Source organism: Microvirga yunnanensis, assembly GCF_025460875.1.
Genome location: NZ_JAMXFI010000014.1, coordinates 33,463 through 51,193, shown reverse-complemented (window position 1 = coordinate 51,193; position 17,731 = coordinate 33,463). Strand labels below are relative to the sequence as shown.

Sequence of the window (17,731 nt, the reverse complement as noted above, 5' to 3'; positions counted from 1 at the left end):
GATGCGTCCCGGTCTCTGCCTCCCCGTCATCACCGGGCAAGTCCCACCTCTCCACGTCATCACCGGGCCTGTCCCGGTGATCCCGCTTCCGTAGAGCGCCGCGCCCTTCCGATCGGGGTGGCCGGCACAAGGCCGGCCATGACGTGGAGGGGTGTTGTCACGGCCCTTGCCACCTTCTCCACGTCATCACCGGGCTTGTCCCGGTGATCCCGCTTCCGTAGGGCGCCGCGCCTCACCGGATCGGGATGGCCGGCACAAGGCCGGCCATGACGTGGGGAGGTGGGAGGAAGGGCGGAGGCCGGCCATGACGGGGGGAGGGTCGTGGGGAGGGTGTCATCACCGGGACAGGCCCGGTGATCCCGGTCTAGCGCGCCGATCCCGGCCCCGGTCAGCCCGAGGGCGTTCCGTCCGGGTTCATGCCGTATCGTCGGTAGGTCGCCTGCATGTCCTCGTCCTCGGCGGCCTTCACGCGGGCCTCGCTTCGGGCCTGGTAGGCCGCGTTGGACGCGTTCACCCCGATGAGCAGGGGAATGGACGCGGCGCCGGTCTTGTCCACGGACGCCGCCAGGGCGGCGACGCCCTGGGCGGTGCCGAGCGCGCGGGCTTCGGCCTCGAGTTCGGCGTGGACCCGCGCGGAGGCCGATCCCGGCTCGTCGACGCTCACGCTGCGGGCCGAGGCCGTCGGGCCGGAACTCTGGCAGCCGGCGAGGACCATGAGGGATGCGGCGGCCAGGATGAGCTTTCCTGTGGCGGATGGCATGGAACGGACCTGCTTTGACGGAGCGTTAGAGCATCGGACGGACCCAGAGGGCCGCGTCAGCGAAAAGTGGATCCGGTTTTCCGTTCCGACCGATGCTCTCATTCAAGAAGAAAGCATCGGATGGATCCCAAAAGTGCAAGTCCACTTTTGGGTCCGATGCTTTAGTGTGCCACGTTACCATGGTCCTTGGCCCGGCCCTCCCATCTGAACGGGGAGGTCGGCACGATTCGAGGGGCGCACGACTTGTCCTGCGGCCCGAGGCGAGGGCGGGATCAGGATGAAAGCTGAACCATGTCCTTGTCGCGGTCGGGTTCCAGCTCCTTCGCCAGGATGGGACCGGATGGCCCGCGGGAGGCCTGACGGTGCAGGAGCAGGATGGCCGTGCGGGCGAAATCTCTGAACCGCTCCCGCAGGACCGCGGGAGCCTCGTCCCAATCGCCTGGATGCTCGGCGCCGTAAAACGCCCGCGCGACACGTTCGACCTGGTCCGGCGTCATGCAAGTCTCCCTGCGGCCTGTCACCAGATAGTGGTCCGAAGAGGCATTCGTTCCCTGCCTCTTTCGAGGTAGAGCTTGCGGCAGGGCGCAACCCTTTGGAATCATTGGCCTGACTACCCCTTTAGGATAGGATCAGACCTTAGGATGATTTCCATCCATGAGCCCGGGACAGGCGACGCTCGCCCGGCGCCATGACGGCCCGCCGTCAGGGCCTGTCCAGGGTGTTCGCGGGGCGAGCCCGCAACGCCCCGGGACGGATCCGGCCGCTCATTTCTTCGCGCAGATGGCGCGGGCGATCATGCCCCTCGGATTGTCGCCGGTGGAGAAGCAGTAGATTCCGGCTTCATCCATGTCGAGGCGGTCGCCGCGGTTGCAGGTGCCGTTGATCGGATACTCGTCCTCCTCGCAGCGTGCCATGCACCGGCCCTGCGCGGCGCATTCCTGAACGAAGACGCGCAGGATCGTTCCGGCGGGTCCGGCCTTGCCCTCGGGACCGGCCGGGCCGGCCGGCCCGGTCAGGCCCGCCGGGCCCATGGGACCCGGAGGCCCGATGGGACCGATCGCGCCCGCCACGCCCTGAGGCCCGGGTGGTCCCGCGGGGCCGATGGCGCCGGCCGGTCCCGCCGCTCCGACGGGGCCGGCCAGTCCTGCCGCTCCGACTGGGCCGGGAGGGCCGGCGGGCCCGGGCTCGCCGCGCGGTCCCGGCACGCCCTGGGGTCCTTGCGGCCCCTGATGACCTGCCAGCCCCTGCGGCCCCTGGGGTCCGGGCGGTCCCACCGGCCCTTCGGGGCCGACCGGCCCGGCGGGGCCGGGCTGATTGTCCGCCACGGCGCGCGCGTCCGCATTCCCCGGTGGCCCTGCCGCTCCGGCGGGACCGGGGGGCCCGGCGGGTCCCTGCGCGCCGACCGGACCGGCCGGTCCGGGCTCGCCCTGTGGTCCGGGCGGACCTGCCGGTCCGGGCGGACCTGCCGGTCCTTCGGGGCCGGCAGCCCCCTGTGGGCCGGGGGCTCCGTCACGGCCGGGCTCGCCCTGTGGCCCGGGCGGTCCGGCAGGCCCGGGCTCGGCCGGCGCGACGGCCGCGGATTGCTGCGCCGGGCCTGATCCTTCCGGTCCCCGTTGACCGCAGAACCCGACAACCGCCTGCCGCTGCTCGGTCTCCGCCTGGAGGGTCACGATGCAGCTGGCGGGGTGATAGGGAAGGCGGAAGGTGAAACGGCCGCCGGCGTCCGATTTCGCCTCGAACCGCTCATCGAGGAAGACAGAGACCTGACGCGGTTTGCTCAACCGTCCGACGACCCGCAATTCGCCCGCGGTGATCATCGCCTGGTCGATGACGATGTCGGCCATGGCGGGCATGCCGCTGGCGATCAGAATGGATCCGGCTAACAAGCGCTTGAGCATCGTGCCTTGTCCTGCATGACAGACACGAAGGGTCGCCCGAAGACCGTCGAAGCGTCAATTCACCCGGAAGAGTACCGCAAAGCCCTTACGGTCGATGCGCGGCGCCCGTCGCATCGGGATCGCACGACATGTCCACGTCATGGCCGGGCTTGTGCCGGCCACCCCGATTGCTTCGGGCGCCGCGCTTCACCGGATCGGGATCACCGGGACGAGCCCGGTGATGACGTGGTGTGTGGTCCCGTCCTGACACCCTCCACACGTCATGGCCGGCCTTGTGCCGGCCATCCCGATCCGGAGAAGCGCCGTGCCTCAAACAAGCGGGATCACCGGGACAAGCCCGGTGATGACGTGGACGGTGGTGTGAGGCGGTGCGATGCGCTAATGCACGCCGTCCGCCTGCATCGCCTCGACGCGGATCTCCTCGGTCAGCTGCGCCTTCAGGCTCGAGAACTCCGGCGTCGTCTTCATGGTGTAGTGGCGCGGATGCGGCAGGTCGACCGGGATGTCCGCCTTGATTCGCCCCGGACGGGCCGACATGACGACGACGCGGGACGCGAGGAAGATCGCTTCCTCGATGTCGTGGGTGACGAAGAGAACCGTCTTGCGCTCGCGCTCCCAGATGCCGAGCAGCAGCTCCTGCATCAGGCCGCGGGTCTGGTTGTCGAGGGCCCCGAAGGGCTCGTCGAGGAGCAGGATGTCCGGATCGTTGGCAAGCGCCCGGGCGATGGCGGTGCGCTGCTGCATGCCGCCGGAGAGCTGCTTGGGATAATGGTTCTCGAAGCCGCGCAGGCCCACCTTGTCCGTGTAGGACGCGACGATCTCCCGGCGCTCCGCCTTGGGCATGCCCTTCTCGCGCAGGCCGTACGCGATGTTGTCGGCAATCGTCAGCCACGGGAACAGGGTGTAGGACTGGAACACCATGCCCCGGTCCGCGCCCGGTCCCTCGATCGCGCGGCCGTTGAGCAGCACGCGGCCGTCGCTCGGGCGGTCGAGGCCCGCGACGATGCGCAGGAGCGTGGATTTCCCGCAGCCGGACGGCCCGAGAATGGTGATGAAGTCGTTCTGCGCCACCTGAAGGTTCGTGGGCTCGAGCGCCCGCACGGGCGCGCCGCCGCGCACGCCCGGAAACACGCGCGAGACGCTCTCGATCTGGAGGATCGTGCCGGTCATGCGAGCCTCCAGGGGAAGAGCGAACGGTTGAGGGCCTTGAACAGGAAGTCGGAGATGAGCCCGATGACGCCGATCACGATGATGCCGAAGATCATCTGGCCGGTCGCGAGAAGCGCCTGGCTGTCGATGATCATGTGGCCGATGCCCGACGAGGAGCCGATGAGCTCCGCGACGATCACGTAGGTCCAGGCCCAGCCGAGCACGAGCCGCAGGATCTCGGCGATCTCGGGCGCATTGGCCGGAATGAGCACGCGCCTCACCACGCCCCGGTCCTTGGATCCGAGCGTATAGGCGGCTTCGACGAGATCGCGGCGGGTGTTGCCGACCGCGACCGCCACCATGAGGATGATCTGGAACACCGACCCGATGAAGATCACGAGGAGCTTCTGCATCTCGCCGATCCCGGCCCAGAGGATGAGCAGCGGCACGAAGGCGGAGGCCGGCAGGTAGCGCGCGAAGGACACGAACGGCTCGAGGAAGGCCTCGCAGGATTTGTACGCGCCCATCACGATCCCGAGCGGCACGGCGACGATCGCCGCGAGGACGAAGCCGCCCACCACGCGCCACACCGTGACGCCGATGTCGCTCAGGAAGCCGAAGCGGGTGAGCAGCAGCCAGCCGTCCTGCACCATGGTGATCGGATCGGCCAGGAACGTGCGGGACACGAAGCCGCCCAGGGTCGCGAAGGCCCAGGCGGCGAAGAACAGGATGAAGAAGGCGATGCCGAGCGCGACGCGCGTGCCCTGGCTGACCGGTTCGAGAGGACGGGGCATGGATGATCTGTTCTCGATCCGGCGGCTTTGGCCGGATGATGCGCGGGACGAAAAAACGATGCGGCGGCCCGCACGGGAGCGGACCGCCGCAGGCCGAAGGCGCTACTGGATGAAGCTCGTATCCGCGAGCGCTTCCATGTCGGGCTTCTGCTTGATGATGCCGGTCTCGAGCAGCAGGTCGGCGGCCTCGGCCGAGAAGGTCTTGAACTCGCTCGCGAAGAACGTCTTGTTGGCCGCCCGGTCCTGCCAGCGCAGGAACTGGGCCGACTTGCCGAAGGCCTCGCCGGTCTGCTTCACGTCCGCGCCCATGATCTCGTAGGCCTTCGCCTGATCCTTGGCGATCATGTCGAGCGCCTCGAAATAGCTGTCGGCGAAGGCCTTGGCGGCCTTGGGGTTGTCAGCGAGGAATTTCGGCGTGCAGCCGAACGTGTCCATGACCATCGGATAGTCGAGGGTGGTGGCGATGATCTTGCCGGATTGAGGCGCCGCGCGCACGGACGAGAGATAGGGCTCGTAGGTCATGGCCGCATCGTTCTGGCCGGCGATGAAGGCCTGGGCGGCCGGGCCCGGCTCCATGTTGACGACCGTCACGTCCTTCACCGACAGGCCGTTCTTCTTGAGCATCCAGGAGAGGGCGAAGTAGGGCGACGTGCCGGGCGCGGAGGCCGCCACCTGCTTGCCCTTGATGTCCTTGATGGACGCGATGTCGTTCTTCACCACCATGCCGTCGGCCCCGTAGCTCTTGTCGAGCTGGAAGATCTGCCGGGTGGGCACGCCGTTCGCGTTCCACACGATCCAGGTCTCGACCGTGGTGGCCGCGCATTGGATGTCGCCGGACTGGATGGCCAGGTGGCGGCTGGCCTGCGGGACCTTCTTGATCGTGACGTCGAGGCCGTTCTTCTTGAAGATGCCGGCCTCCTTGGCGAGCGTCAGGGGCGCGAAGCCCGTCCAGCCCGAGATGCCGATGGCCACCTTCGTCTCCTGCGCCGAGGCCGAACCGGCCGCCAGCGCCAACAGGGCCAAACCACCCAATACCGTCTTCATCGCAGCCTCCGCTCTTTCGATTCCCTGACTCGTTCCGACCGCTGTTCCCCGGGACGGCGTCGTCGTCGGGGCGGCGTTCTTCGTAAGCGGCCGGATGGCACCATGCCGGAGCGGCATTGTCAAATGTATAGACATTTCGACCTGCCGCGGTTTTGGGCATCCCGGATTAAAATGTGCGCTCCTAGAGCATCGGACGGAAAAGTGGATCCGGTTTTCCGTTCTGACCGATGCTCTCATTCAAGAAGAAAGCATCGGATGGATCCCAAAAGTGCAAGTCCACTTTTGGGTCCGATGCTTTAGCGCATCGTGCGGACCCGGAGGGCCGCGCCGAACGATGCGCCGGTCAAGAGTGGAGCCTCGGGCCCAAAAGCGGTGTCCACTTTTGGGCCCGCTGCGCGCCCCCTGGGGGCCGCCTCGCCCCAACACGGGGGTACCACTTGGGCCCCCGAGGCTCTAGGAGAGGTCGGGGGCGATCTCCACGAGGATCGCGCGGCCGGTCCCGGACAGGGCGATCAGATCCTGCGTCCCGTCGAGCCTCAGGGCGTCGAGCACCCCGAGCGAATGGATCGCCGAATCGACCGTGATGTCGAAGGAGCCGTCGAGCGGGACGATGAAGGCCACGTCCGTGTCCTCCGACAGCAGGGCGACCCCGGATTCCGCGAACCGGGTGCGGTGCCGGAACTGCCCGCGGCGCGTCATCACGTTGAGGTCGCGGATCGGCCCGGACAGGAGGCGCCCGGCGGTGACGTCGTCGCCCGGGAACGAGAGCTTCGGCGTGTCCCGGTCCAAAAGGTACGACACGCCCTCCAGGTCGAGCGCGATGCCCTCGCCCTCGACCACGATCAGGGTGCGGTCGATCCCGGGAAAGAGCGAGAACGGCCCGTCGGACGCCACATCCGCCATGCTGACGCGCCAGCCGAAGGTCTCGAAGCCCGAGCCTTCCGGAAACGCCGCGATCTCCGCGGTGGTGCCGCCCCCGTTCTTCCACGGAACGCGGACGAGATCATGACGGCGGATGACGCGCGCCCGCATCACCGCAGGCTCGGCAGGTCGAGGCCGTGCTCGCGGGCGCAGTCGACCGCGATGTCGTAGCCCGCATCGGCGTGGCGCATCACGCCCGTCGCCGGATCGTTCCACAGCACGCGCTCGATGCGCCGGGCCGCCTCCGGGGTGCCGTCGCAGACGATCACCATGCCGGAATGCTGCGAGAACCCCATGCCGACGCCGCCGCCGTGGTGCAGCGACACCCAGGTGGCCCCGGACGCGCAGTTGAGGAGCGCGTTGAGGAGCGGCCAGTCGGACACGGCGTCCGAGCCGTCCTTCATGGCCTCGGTCTCGCGGTTCGGGCTCGCGACCGAGCCGGAATCGAGATGGTCGCGGCCGATCACGACCGGCGCCTTCAGCTCGCCCTTCGCCACCATCTCGTTGAAGGCGAGGCCGAGGCGATGCCGGTCGCCGAGGCCGACCCAGCAGATGCGGGCCGGCAGGCCCTGGAACTGGATGCGCTCCCTGGCCATGTCGAGCCAGTTGTGCAGGTGCTTGTTGTCGGGCAGCAGCTCCTTCACCCGGGCGTCGGTCCTGAAGATGTCCTCAGGATCGCCCGAGAGCGCCGCCCAGCGGAACGGCCCGATGCCGCGGCAGAAGAGCGGCCGGATATAGGCCGGCACGAAGCCCGGGAAGTCGAAGGCGTCGTCGACCCCTTCCTCCTTGGCCATCTGGCGGATGTTGTTGCCGTAATCGAGGGTCGGCACGCCGGCCTTGTGGAAGTCGAGCATGGCGCGCACGTGCTCGGCCATGGATCGCCTGGCGGCATGCTCCACCGCCTTGGGGTCGGTCTCGCGCCGGGCCTCCCACTCGGCGAGGGTCCAGCCCTTCGGCAGGTAGCCGTTGATCGGGTCGTGCGCGGAGGTCTGGTCCGTGACCGCGTCGGGACGGATCCCGCGCCGGTAGATTTCCGGGAAGATCTCGGCCGCGTTGCCGAGGAGGCCGACCGACACGGGCTTCCCGTCGCGGCGGGCCTGCTCGATGATCGCCAGGGCCTCGTCGAGGGTGTCGGCGCGCCGGTCGAGATAGCCGGTGCGCAGGCGCATCTCGATGCGGCTCGGCTGGCATTCGACCGCCAGGCACGAGGCGCCCGCCATGGTGGCGGCGAGCGGCTGCGCGCCGCCCATGCCGCCGAGGCCGCCCGTGAGGATCCAGCGGCCGGAGAGATCGCCGCCGTAATGCTGGCGGCCCACCTCCACGAAGGTCTCGTAGGTGCCCTGCACGATGCCCTGCGTGCCGATATAGATCCAGGAGCCGGCCGTCATCTGGCCGTACATCATGAGCCCCTTGCGATCGAGCTCGTGGAACTTGTCCCAGGTGGCCCAGTGCGGCACGAGGTTGGAATTGGCGATCAGCACGCGCGGCGCATCCGCATGGGTGCGGAACACGCCGACCGGCTTGCCCGACTGCACGAGGAGCGTCTCGTCGGCCTGCAGGGTCTTCAGGGCCGCGACGATCCGGTCGAAGCTCTCCCAGTCGCGCGCCGCGCGGCCGATGCCGCCATAGACCACGAGCTCGCCGGGCTTCTCGGCGACGTTGGGATCGAGGTTGTTCATCAGCATGCGCAGGGGCGCTTCCGTCAGCCAGCTCTTGGCCGACAGGTCGGTGCCGTGGGGAGCGCGGATCACGCGGGCGTTGTCGATGCGGGTCATGGGACGGGTCCTCGGATCAGGCTTTGGACGGGGTGAAGGTGAGGCAGGCTTGGAGGATGCGGGTGAGCGCGGCCCGCATGGGCGCCGCATGATCCTCGTCATACGGCGTCGGCCATTCGCCGTCCGTGACGGGGCCGAGGGGTTCCTTCATGTAGCCGCGGCAGGCGAGCTCCATCTGGACGGCATGGACGCCGGTCTCCGGGCGTCCGAGGCTGCGCGTGATGAAGCCGCCCTTGAAGCGGCCATTGACCACGTGGGTGAAGCCGCTGCCGGCGCAGATCGCCGCGATGGCGTCGCTCAAGGCCGGCGCGCAGGTGCGTCCGCCATCGGTGCCGATGTTGAAGTGGGGCAGGGTGCCGTCGAAGAGACGGGGAATGACCGAGCGGATCGAGTGGCAATCGTAGACCACCACATGGTCATGTCGGGAGCGCAGACGCTCGATCTCGCCGCGAAGCGTCGCGTGATAGGGATCGAAGAAGCGGGCGCGGCGCTCGGCGATCTCCGCTTTGGTCGGCTCGGCGCCCGGCTCGTAGAGCGGCTCGCCGTCGAAGGTGGTGGTCGGGCACAGCTCGGTGGTCGCCTGTCCCGGATAGAGCGAGACGCCGGAGGGGTCGCGGTTCACGTCGATCACCGTGCGGGAGATCGCGGTGCGGATCACGGTGGCGCCGAGCCCGGCGGAAAAACCGTAGAGCCGCTCGATCCACCAATCCGCGTCCTTGCGCGCCAGCCAGGGCGACACGAGGCCGCGTTCGTACGCGGCGGGAATTTCGGTGCCCGTATGCGGCAGGCTCACCACGAGAGGCGCATCGCCGCGAACCACCGTGAGCCAGTCCGGATGTGCGCTCATGCCCGGACCTCACCCGTCACGAGGGGCAGCACGTCGGCACCGGCGGCATCCGCGAGCGCGCCCGAGACGACGAGCGCCGTCGCCTGCGCCATGTCGGGCGCCATGTGCCGGTCGTCGTCGAGATGCGGCACCGTCCCGCGCAGCAGGGCGCGGGCCCGCTCCAGGCGCTCGCTCGACCGCATGGGCGCATGGAAGTCGCAGCCCTGGACGGCCGCGAGCAGCTCGATGCCGATCACGTTCGCGGCATTCGCCGCCATGGCGAGCAGGCGCCGCGCCCCGTGCGTGGCCATGGACACATGGTCCTCCTGGTTGGCGGAGGTCGGGATCGAATCCACGCTCGCCGGATAGGCGCGCTGCTTGTTCTCCGAGACGAGCGCGGCCGCCGTCACCTGCGGGATCATGAAGCCGGAATTCAGGCCCGGCTTCGGAGTGAGGAAGGCCGGCAGGCCCGACAGGGCGGGGTCGACCAGCATGGCGATGCGCCGCTCCGCGAGCGAGCCGATCTCGCACAGGGCCATGGCGATCATGTCGGCCGCGAAGGCCACCGGCTCCGCATGGAAGTTGCCGCCCGAGATGACCTCGCCGGTCTCCGAGAAGACGAGCGGGTTGTCCGAGACGCCGTTCGCCTCCGTGCCGAGCGTCCCGCCGGCCTGCCGCAGCAGGTCGAGCACCGCGCCCATCACCTGCGGCTGGCAGCGCAGGCAGTACGGGTCCTGGACGCGGTCGTCGTTGGTGAGATGGGAGGCGCGAATGGCGCTCCCCTGCATCAGCGCGCGCAAGGACGCGGCGACCTCGATCTGCCCGCGATGGCGCCGCAGCGTCTGGATGCGCGCGTCGAACGGCCCGTCCGATCCCTTGGCGGCGTCGGTGGCGAGCGCTCCCGTCACGAGGCCCGCCTGGAACACGCGCTCGGCCTCGAACAATCCGGCGAGCGCCAGGGCGGTCGAGACCTGGGTGCCGTTGAGAAGCGCCAGGCCTTCCTTGGGCCCGAGGGTCAGGGGCGAGAGGCCCGCCCGGGTCAGCGCCTCTTGGGCCGGCACGCGGCTGCCGTCGACGAAGAACTCGCCGACGCCCATGAGGGCCGCCGTCATGTGGGCCAGAGGGGCGAGATCGCCCGACGCGCCCACGGACCCCTGACCGGGAACGACCGGAACGAGATCCGCCTGGAGGCAGGCGGCCAGGTGCTCGATGGTCGACCAGCGCACCCCGGAGGCGCCCTGGGCGAGGCTCGCGAGCTTGAGGGCCATGACGAGCCGCACCACCGCGGGCGGCAGCGGCTCGCCGGTCCCGGCCGCATGCGACAGCACGATGTTGCGCTGGAGCGTCGCCAGATCCGCCGCGCCGATGCGCACGCTCGCGAGCTTCCCGAAGCCCGTGTTGATGCCGTAGACCGGTTCGCCCTTGGCGACGATCGCCTCGATGGTCCGGGCGCCGGCCTCGATGGCGGCGCGGCAATCCTGATCGAGCGCCACCGCGGCGCCGCGATAGACCAGGCGCCAATCGGCGAGCGCGACGGAGCCGGGCTGAAGCATGATGGTCTGTGTCACTGTCCCCTCCAGACACGGGCGTGAAGCGGGTTGAAGCCGATGCGGTAGACGAGCTCCGCCGGCCGTTCGATGGTCCAGATCGCGAGATCGCAGGACTTGCCGATCTCGAGCGTGCCGATCTCGTCGAGCCGTCCGAGGGCCCGGGCCGCCTCGCGGGTGACGCCCGCGATGCATTCCTCGACCGTCATGCGGAACAGGGTCGCGCCCATGTTCATGGTGAGCAGGAGCGAGGTCAGGGGCGAGGTGCCCGGGTTGCAATCGGTCGCCAGCGCCATGCGCGTGCCGGCCTCGCGGAAGGCGGCGATCGGCGGAACCTTCGTCTCGCGCAGCATGTAGAAGGCGCCCGGCAGCAGCACCGCGACGGTGCCGGCCTTCGCCATCGCGGCGGCGCCGTCCTGGTCCGTGTATTCGAGATGATCGGCCGAGAGCGCGCCGTATTCGGCCGCGAGCTTCGCGCCGTGCAGGTTCGAGAGCTGGTCGGCGTGCAGCTTGACGGCGAGCCCCTGCGCCCGGGCGGCGTCGAACACGCGGGCGGTCTGCTCGGGCGAGAACGCGATGCCCTCGCAGAAGGCGTCGACCGCATCGGCCAGACCTTCGCGGGCGAGCGCCGGCAGCATCTCGCGGCACAATGTGTCGATGAAAGCGTCCTTGTCGCCGTTCGCCTCCGGCGGCAGGGCATGGGCGCCGAGGAACGTGGTCACGATGGAGACGGGGCGCTCCCCGGCGAGGCGCCGCGCGGCGCGCAGGGAACGCGCCTCGGTGTCGAGGTCGAGCCCGTAGCCGGACTTGATCTCGACCGTGGTGCAGCCCTCGGCGATGAGGTGATCGAGGCGGGGCAGGGCGCTCGCCACCAGGTCGTCCTCGCTCGCGGCCCGGGTGGCCTTCACGGTGGACAGGATGCCGCCGCCCGCGCGGGCGATCTCCTCGTAGCTCGCGCCCTTCAGGCGCAGCTCGAATTCATGCGCCCGGTCGCCGCCATGAACCAGGTGCGTGTGACAATCGACGAGGCCGGGGGTGATCCAGCGGCCCTCGCAATCGATCCGCTCGGCGGAATCCCAGCCGGCGGGCAGCGCGTCCGCCGGCCCGGCGAAGGCGATCCGGCCGTCCTTCGCGGCGACGGCGCCGCTCTCGACGATCCCGAGACCGTCCCCAGTCAGCGTGGCGAGGCGGGCGTTGAACCAGACCCGGTCGAAGCGCATGGTCCTGCTCCGGTGAGGTTGCGATAATGTCTATACATAATCGCGGTTCGCGGGTATTGTCTAGACTTATTCGAACGGTTCCGATGGTCCGGCCCCGGCGTGGCCTTTTGGCGGCGGCGTCCCGGGGCATCGACAGCGAAGGTGTCAGTATGCGCAGGCTCATTCTCGATCACGCCCTGCTGCCGGGAGGCTGGGCGCAGCAGGTGGGGGTCGATGTCGACGGCGGGACGATCACGGCCGTTCGGCCGCACGATGCGCCCGAAGGTCGCGAGCGCGTCGCCGGGATCACGCTGCCCGGCCTGCCCAACCTGCACTCCCACACGTTCCAGCGCGGCATGGCGGGACTGGCCGAAACGAGAGGACCCGAAGGGGACAGCTTCTGGACCTGGCGGCAGGTGATGTACCGGTTCCTCGGCTCGCTGACGCCCGACGACGTGGAGGCCATCGCGGCCTTCGCCATGATGGAGATGCTGGAGGGCGGCTTCACGGCCCTCGCCGAGTTCCACTACCTGCATCATGACGCGGACGGACGCCCCTATGCCGACATGGCGGAGCTCTCCGGCCGCGTCGCGGCCGCCGCTCGGGAGACCGGCATGGGCCTGACGCTGCTGCCGGTGTTCTACGCCCAGGGCGGTTTCGGCGGCCTGGCGCCCGGCGAGGGCCAGCGGCGCTTCATCACCGATCCGGAGAGCTATTCCCGCCTGCTCGACGGGGCGCGCCGCGCCGTGGCCGGTCTCGACGACGCGGTCGTCGGCATCGCGCCGCACAGCCTGCGGGCCGTCACGCCGGACAGCCTGCGCGAGGTCCTGACGCTCGCCGGCGAGGGGCCGGTCCACATCCACATCGCCGAGCAGGTGAAGGAGGTCGAGGACTGCCTCGCCTGGTCGGGACGGCGCCCCGTCGCCTGGCTGCTCGACCATGCGCCCGTGGATGGTCGCTGGTGCCTCATCCACGCGACCCATCTCGATGCGCGCGAGGTCGAAGGAATCGCCGGACGCGACGCGGTGGCGGGCCTGTGCCCCATCACGGAGGCCAATCTCGGCGACGGCCTCTTCGAGGGCGTCGATTTCCTCGCGGCCGGCGGCCGGTTCGGGGTCGGGTCCGATTCGAACATCGAGATCTCCGCTCCGGGAGAGCTCAAGCAGTTCGAATACAGCCAGCGCCTCAAGCACCGTGCCCGCAACGTGCTGGCCGGACGCGAGGGCCGGTCGACCGGGCGCAGCCTCTACGACGCGGCGCTGGCGGGCGGCGCCCGGGCCCTGGGCCGCCGCATCGGGGCGATCGCCGCCGGGCATCGCGCCGATCTCGTGGCGCTCGACGCCGGCCATCCGGATCTCGCCGCCGTCTCTGGGGATCGCTGGATCGATGCCTACGTGTTCGTGGCCGGCAAGGCGGCGATCGACACGGTGGTGGTCGCGGGGCGGGACAGGGTCAGGAACGGCCGGCACGTGGACCGGGAGGCGATCCGCGCCCGCTATGCGCGCGCCCTGGCGCATCTTGTGGCATGAGCGACCCATGAAGCATCTGCACCAGCGCATCCGGGACGACATCGAGGCCAGGATCATGTCCGGCGAATGGCCGCCGGGTCACCGCATTCCCTTCGAGCACGAGCTGATGGCCACCTACGGCTGCTCGCGCATGACCGTGAACAAGGTGCTCTCCACCCTCGCGGCCAACGGCCTCATCACGCGCCGGCGCCGCGCCGGCACGGTGGTGGCGGAGCCGAGCAGCCAGCAGGCCGTGCTGCAGATCCAGGATTTCGCCCTCGAGGCGGCCCGGGCGGGAATCGACTACCGGTTCAAGATCCTGCATCGCGCCGTCGAGCCCATCGACGCCGCGGCCGCGCAGCGCACGGGGCTGCCGGCCGGCACGACGATGCTCTGCCTGTCCACCCTTCACGTGATGGACGACGTGCCGCAGGCCTTCGAGCAGCGCCTGATCAACCTCGCCACCGTGCCCGAGGCGGACGGGGAGACGTTCCAGGACGATCCGCCGGGCACCTGGCTGCTGCGGCGCGTGCCCTGGACGGATGCGGAGCATATCGTGCGCGCCGTCAGCGCCGACAGCGCCATGGCGAAGCGGCTGCGGGTCCAGACCGGTGCCGCCTGCCTGGTGCTGGAGCGGCGCACCTGGCAGGCCGGCGCGTTCGTCACCGAGGCGCGCATCACCTATCCGGGCGACCGGCATCAGCTCGTGGGACGGTTCTCGCCGGTGGCGTGACCGGATTGTGCCGGCCCGGGCGGTCGCGAGACCCGAGGGATACCCACCGCCCTCTCACGTCATGGCACCCTCCCGGTCATGGCACCCTCCGCCCGTCCCGCCACCCTCTCACGTCATGGCCGGGCTTGTGCCGGCCATCCCGATCTTTTGGAGCGCGGCGCTTCACAGAAGCGGCATCACCGGGACAAGCCCGGTGATGACGTGGTGTGTGGGACAGGCCCGGTGGTGACAGGGAGACGGTGGCACGGGCCGGTGCGAACACCCTCCGCCCGTCATGGCACCCTCCGCCTGTCCCGCCACCCTCCCACGTCATGGCCGGCCCTGTGCCGGCCATCCCGATCGGAAGGGCGCGGCGCTCCACCGTATTGGGATCACCGGGACGAGCCCGGTGATGACGTGGAGGATGAAATACCCGGCTCGCACCACCCTCCGCACGTCATGGCCGGGCTTGTCCCGGCCATCCCGATCCGGTGAGGCGCGGCGCTCCACCGTATTGGGATCACCGGGACAAGCCCGGTGATGACGGGGAGAAGGGCGAGGGGCGGACCCGCGAGCGTTCTACGACAGGGCCGAGCGCAGGTCCTCGATCAGGTCGTCGGCGTCCTCGATCCCGACCGACAGGCGCACGAGGCCGTCGTCGATTCCGAGCTCGGCGCGCACCTCCGCCGGCACGGAGGCGTGGGTCATGATCGCCGGATGCTCGATCAGGCTCTCGACGCCCCCGAGGCTTTCCGCCAGCGTGAAGAGCTGGCAGCGTTCGAGGAAGCGCGTCGCGCCCTCGAGGCCGCCCGCGATGCGGGCCGTGATGATGCCGCCGAAGCCGCGCATCTGGCGCCGGGCCAGCTCGTGCTGCGGGTGCGAGGCCAGGCCCGGATAGATCACCCCGTCCACGCCGGGATGGGTCTCCAGGAACCGGGCGATCCTGAGCGCCGAGGCGCAGTGCCGCTCCATGCGCAGGGACAGGGTCTTCAGGCCGCGCAGGGCCAGGAAGCTGTCGAAGGGGCCGGACACGGACCCGACGGCGTTCTGCAGGAACGCGATCTTCTCGCGGATCTCCTGGTTCTGGCCCACGATTACCACGCCGCCGACCATGTCGGAATGGCCGTTGAGGTACTTGGTGGTGGAATGCACCACGATGTCGAAGCCGAATTCGAGCGGGCGCTGCACCCACGGGCTCGCGAAGGTGTTGTCGGCGACGAGCCAGGTCCGGTGGCCCCGGGCGGCGGCCGCGATGGCCTCGAGATCGGCGAGCTTCAGGAGCGGATTGGTGGGCGTCTCGACCCAGACCAGCCTGGTGTTGGGGCGCAGGGCCGCCTTCACGGCATCCGGGTTCCCGAGATCCACATAGGTGATGTCGAGACCGGCGGACTTTCGGCGCACGCGCTCGAAGAGGCGGCGCGTGCCGCCGTAGAGGTCGTCCGAGGCGACGATGTGCGAGCCGTGCTCCAGCATGTCGAGCACGGTGGCGCTCGCGGCGAGGCCCGACGAGAAGGCGAAGGCCGCGGCGCCGCCCTCCAGGTCCGCGATGCAGCGCTCGAACGCCATGCGGGTCGGGTTCTGCGAGCGGGCGTATTCGAAGCCCTTGTGAACGCCGGGGCTGTCCTGCGCGAAGGTGGATGTGGCGTAGATCGGCATCATCACCGCGCCCGTGGTGGGATCCGGCGACTGGCCGGCATGGATGCAGCGGGTGGCGAAATCGAGCTGGTTGCGAGCGGTCATCAGGGGTGGATCCGGAAATAGTTGATGAGGTCGATGCGGGTGGCGAGGCCGACGAAGGAATCGCCGTCCATGATCACCGGCACGAGGCCGGCGGCGAAGAGCGGCAGAAGCTCCCTGACCGGCGCGTCGGCGGCGATCGTCTGGAGGCGCGAGACCATCACGTCCCGCACGGGCCGGGCGAACACGCTCTGGGGGGCGCCCTCGTGGGCGACGAGCGCGTCCAGGATGTCGCTCTCGTCGATCAGGCCGACCACGCGGCCGTCATCGATCACCGGCAGCTGCGAGACGTCCGAGGAGCGCATGCGGGCGAAGGCCGAGCGCAGGGTCTCGCCCGGCGAGACGAAGATGGTGGCGCCTTCGCCGAACGGGTTGATCACCACGTCGCGCGCGGTGCCGGTGGTCCGGCGGTCGAGCCATCCCTCCTGGGCGATGAAGGCATCGTTGAACACCTTCGACAGGTATTTGGCGCCCGTGTCGCACACCAGCGTGACGACGCGCTTGGGCTCCGTCTGCTCGCGGCAATAGCGCAGGGCCGCCGCGAGCAGCGTGCCGGACGAGGAGCCCGCCAGGATGCCCTCCTGGCGCAGCAGATCGCGCGCCGCCGAGAAGCTCTCCTTGTCGCCGATGGAATAGGCCTTCCTCACCAGGGACAGGTCGCAGTTCGGCGGCACGAAGTCCTCGCCGATGCCTTCGACCGCCCAGGAGCCGGCCTCGGTCATCTCTCCGGTCTCGACCAGCGGGGCGAGGATCGACCCGGCCGGATCGGCCAGCACCATGGCGGTCTTGGGCGAGGCCTTCTTCAGATAGCGCCCGACGCCCGACAGGGTGCCGCCGGATCCGACGCCGACCACCACGGCGTCCACGTCGCCGCCCATCCCGTCGAGGATCTCGGGGCCGGTGCTCGCCTCGTGGGCGGCCGGGTTCGCCGGGTTCTCGAACTGGTTGATGTAGACGGCCCCCGGGGTCTTGTCGGTGAGGGCCTGGGCGAGGTCCTGGTAATAGTCCGGGTGGCCCTTGCCCACGTCCGAGCGGGTGATCACCACCTCGGCCCCGAGCGCCTTGGCGTGCAGGACCTTCTCACGGCTCATCTTGTCCGGCACCACCAGGAGGGTGCGATAGCCCTTGCTGGCGCCCACCAGGGCCAGCCCGACGCCGGTATTGCCGGCCGTCGCCTCGATGATGGTGCCGCCCGGCTTCAGGCGCCCGTCGGCTTCCGCCGCCTCGATCATGGCGCGGGCCGGCCGGTCCTTGATCGAGCCGCTCGGGTTGGCGCTCTCGAGCTTGAGGAAGAGCGTGCAGGGACCGGTATCCAGTCTCGTGACCTCGACCAAGGGGGTCTTTCCGATCAGGTCCAGGGCTCCGTGAGCGACCATTTCGCATCTTTCCGATGTAGAATAGAATATTTGTTTCTTTTTATACGTGAAACGGAATGGTTCTTATAGCTCCCCTTCCGGGTTGTCACCTGCCGTTCCCCTGCCTCAACGGCGGTCCGTCCGCTTCGGTCCCTGGACGGCCCCCGTCCGCAGGATACGCGCGGCGCTCCCGACAAGCGGGATCACCGGGACGAGCCCGGTGATGACGTGGCGGTTGATCGTTCGGTTCGCGTCAACCCTCCCCACGTCATGGCCGGCCTTGTGCCGGCCATCCCGATGCGGCGAGGCGCGGCGCCTCTCGGAAGCGGGATCACCGGCACAAGGCCGGTGATGACGTGGAGTGTTGGTAGAAGCCGGTCCTGCCACCCGCCACGTCATGGCCGGGCCTGTCCCGGCCATCCCGATCCGAAGAGCGAAACGCCTCTCGGAAGCGGCCTAACCCGCCACACGGCGGGGGTGCCCGGGGGAGGGGTACCGCCCCCGCT

At 69.5% G+C, this 17,731-nt stretch carries 15 protein-coding genes; 2 read left to right on the top strand and 13 right to left on the bottom strand.

What is annotated here, in order from left to right; all coding sequences use genetic code 11:
- Window positions 1-388 precede the first annotated feature (388 nt).
- From NF876_RS09680 to hutI, 11 genes are all read right to left on the bottom strand, one after another.
- The gene (locus tag NF876_RS09680; RefSeq protein WP_262268590.1) at window positions 389-760 is read right to left on the bottom strand and encodes a hypothetical protein; all 372 of its coding nucleotides are present in this window, start codon (window positions 758-760) and stop codon (window positions 389-391) included.
- Window positions 761-1,032: 272 nt separating this feature from the next.
- Entirely contained in the window at window positions 1,033-1,257 is a 225-nt protein-coding gene (locus NF876_RS09675) for a hypothetical protein (protein WP_262268589.1), read from the bottom strand.
- A gap of 267 nt (window positions 1,258-1,524) precedes the next feature.
- Window positions 1,525-2,658, bottom strand: coding sequence for a hypothetical protein (locus tag NF876_RS09670; RefSeq protein ID WP_262268588.1), 1,134 nt, complete (start codon window positions 2,656-2,658; stop codon window positions 1,525-1,527).
- Window positions 2,659-3,036: 378 nt separating this feature from the next.
- On the bottom strand, window positions 3,037-3,828 hold the full coding sequence (locus tag NF876_RS09665) for an ABC transporter ATP-binding protein (RefSeq protein ID WP_262268587.1): 792 nt from the start codon (window positions 3,826-3,828) through the stop codon (window positions 3,037-3,039).
- Window positions 3,825-4,601 carry an ABC transporter permease gene (locus NF876_RS09660; RefSeq protein ID WP_262268586.1) on the bottom strand — a complete coding sequence of 259 codons (777 nt, stop codon included), beginning with the start codon at window positions 4,599-4,601 and terminating at the stop codon, window positions 3,825-3,827. The genes NF876_RS09665 and NF876_RS09660 overlap by 4 nt, the downstream gene beginning before the upstream one ends.
- A gap of 102 nt (window positions 4,602-4,703) precedes the next feature.
- The gene (locus NF876_RS09655; RefSeq protein ID WP_262268585.1) at window positions 4,704-5,645 is read right to left on the bottom strand and encodes an ABC transporter substrate-binding protein; all 942 of its coding nucleotides are present in this window, start codon (window positions 5,643-5,645) and stop codon (window positions 4,704-4,706) included.
- Between the two features lie 453 nt (window positions 5,646-6,098).
- On the bottom strand, window positions 6,099-6,677 hold the full coding sequence (locus tag NF876_RS09650) for a HutD/Ves family protein (protein ID WP_262268584.1): 579 nt from the start codon (window positions 6,675-6,677) through the stop codon (window positions 6,099-6,101).
- The gene (hutU, locus tag NF876_RS09645; RefSeq protein WP_262268583.1) at window positions 6,677-8,341 is read right to left on the bottom strand and encodes a urocanate hydratase; all 1,665 of its coding nucleotides are present in this window, start codon (window positions 8,339-8,341) and stop codon (window positions 6,677-6,679) included. The genes NF876_RS09650 and hutU overlap by 1 nt, the downstream gene beginning before the upstream one ends.
- A gap of 16 nt (window positions 8,342-8,357) precedes the next feature.
- On the bottom strand, window positions 8,358-9,188 hold the full coding sequence (gene hutG / locus NF876_RS09640; protein ID WP_262268582.1) for an N-formylglutamate deformylase: 831 nt from the start codon (window positions 9,186-9,188) through the stop codon (window positions 8,358-8,360).
- Window positions 9,185-10,720 carry a histidine ammonia-lyase gene (gene hutH / locus NF876_RS09635; protein ID WP_262268651.1) on the bottom strand — a complete coding sequence of 512 codons (1,536 nt, stop codon included), beginning with the start codon at window positions 10,718-10,720 and terminating at the stop codon, window positions 9,185-9,187. Before hutH ends, hutG begins: the two co-directional genes overlap by 4 nt.
- An 11-nt stretch (window positions 10,721-10,731) precedes the next feature.
- Complete coding sequence (gene hutI / locus NF876_RS09630; RefSeq protein ID WP_262268581.1) at window positions 10,732-11,934, bottom strand: imidazolonepropionase; 1,203 nt, start codon at window positions 11,932-11,934, stop codon at window positions 10,732-10,734.
- 149 nt (window positions 11,935-12,083) lie between these two features.
- Here hutI and NF876_RS09625 point away from each other — a divergent pair, with 149 nt between their 5' ends.
- Entirely contained in the window at window positions 12,084-13,442 is a 1,359-nt protein-coding gene (locus NF876_RS09625) for a formimidoylglutamate deiminase (RefSeq protein ID WP_262268580.1), read from the top strand.
- A gap of 7 nt (window positions 13,443-13,449) precedes the next feature.
- The gene (hutC, locus tag NF876_RS09620; RefSeq protein ID WP_262268579.1) at window positions 13,450-14,154 is read left to right on the top strand and encodes a histidine utilization transcriptional repressor HutC; all 705 of its coding nucleotides are present in this window, start codon (window positions 13,450-13,452) and stop codon (window positions 14,152-14,154) included.
- 558 nt (window positions 14,155-14,712) lie between these two features.
- Here hutC and NF876_RS09615 read toward each other — a convergent pair.
- Both NF876_RS09615 and NF876_RS09610 read right to left on the bottom strand, forming a co-directional pair.
- Window positions 14,713-15,873 (bottom strand): cystathionine gamma-synthase, encoded by a 1,161-nt coding sequence (locus NF876_RS09615; protein ID WP_262268578.1) that lies wholly within the window; start codon window positions 15,871-15,873, stop codon window positions 14,713-14,715.
- Window positions 15,873-17,246, bottom strand: a complete 1,374-nt coding sequence (locus NF876_RS09610; protein ID WP_262268577.1) for a pyridoxal-phosphate dependent enzyme — start codon at window positions 17,244-17,246, stop codon at window positions 15,873-15,875. Before NF876_RS09610 ends, NF876_RS09615 begins: the two co-directional genes overlap by 1 nt.
- Between the last annotated feature and the right edge of the window lie 485 nt (window positions 17,247-17,731).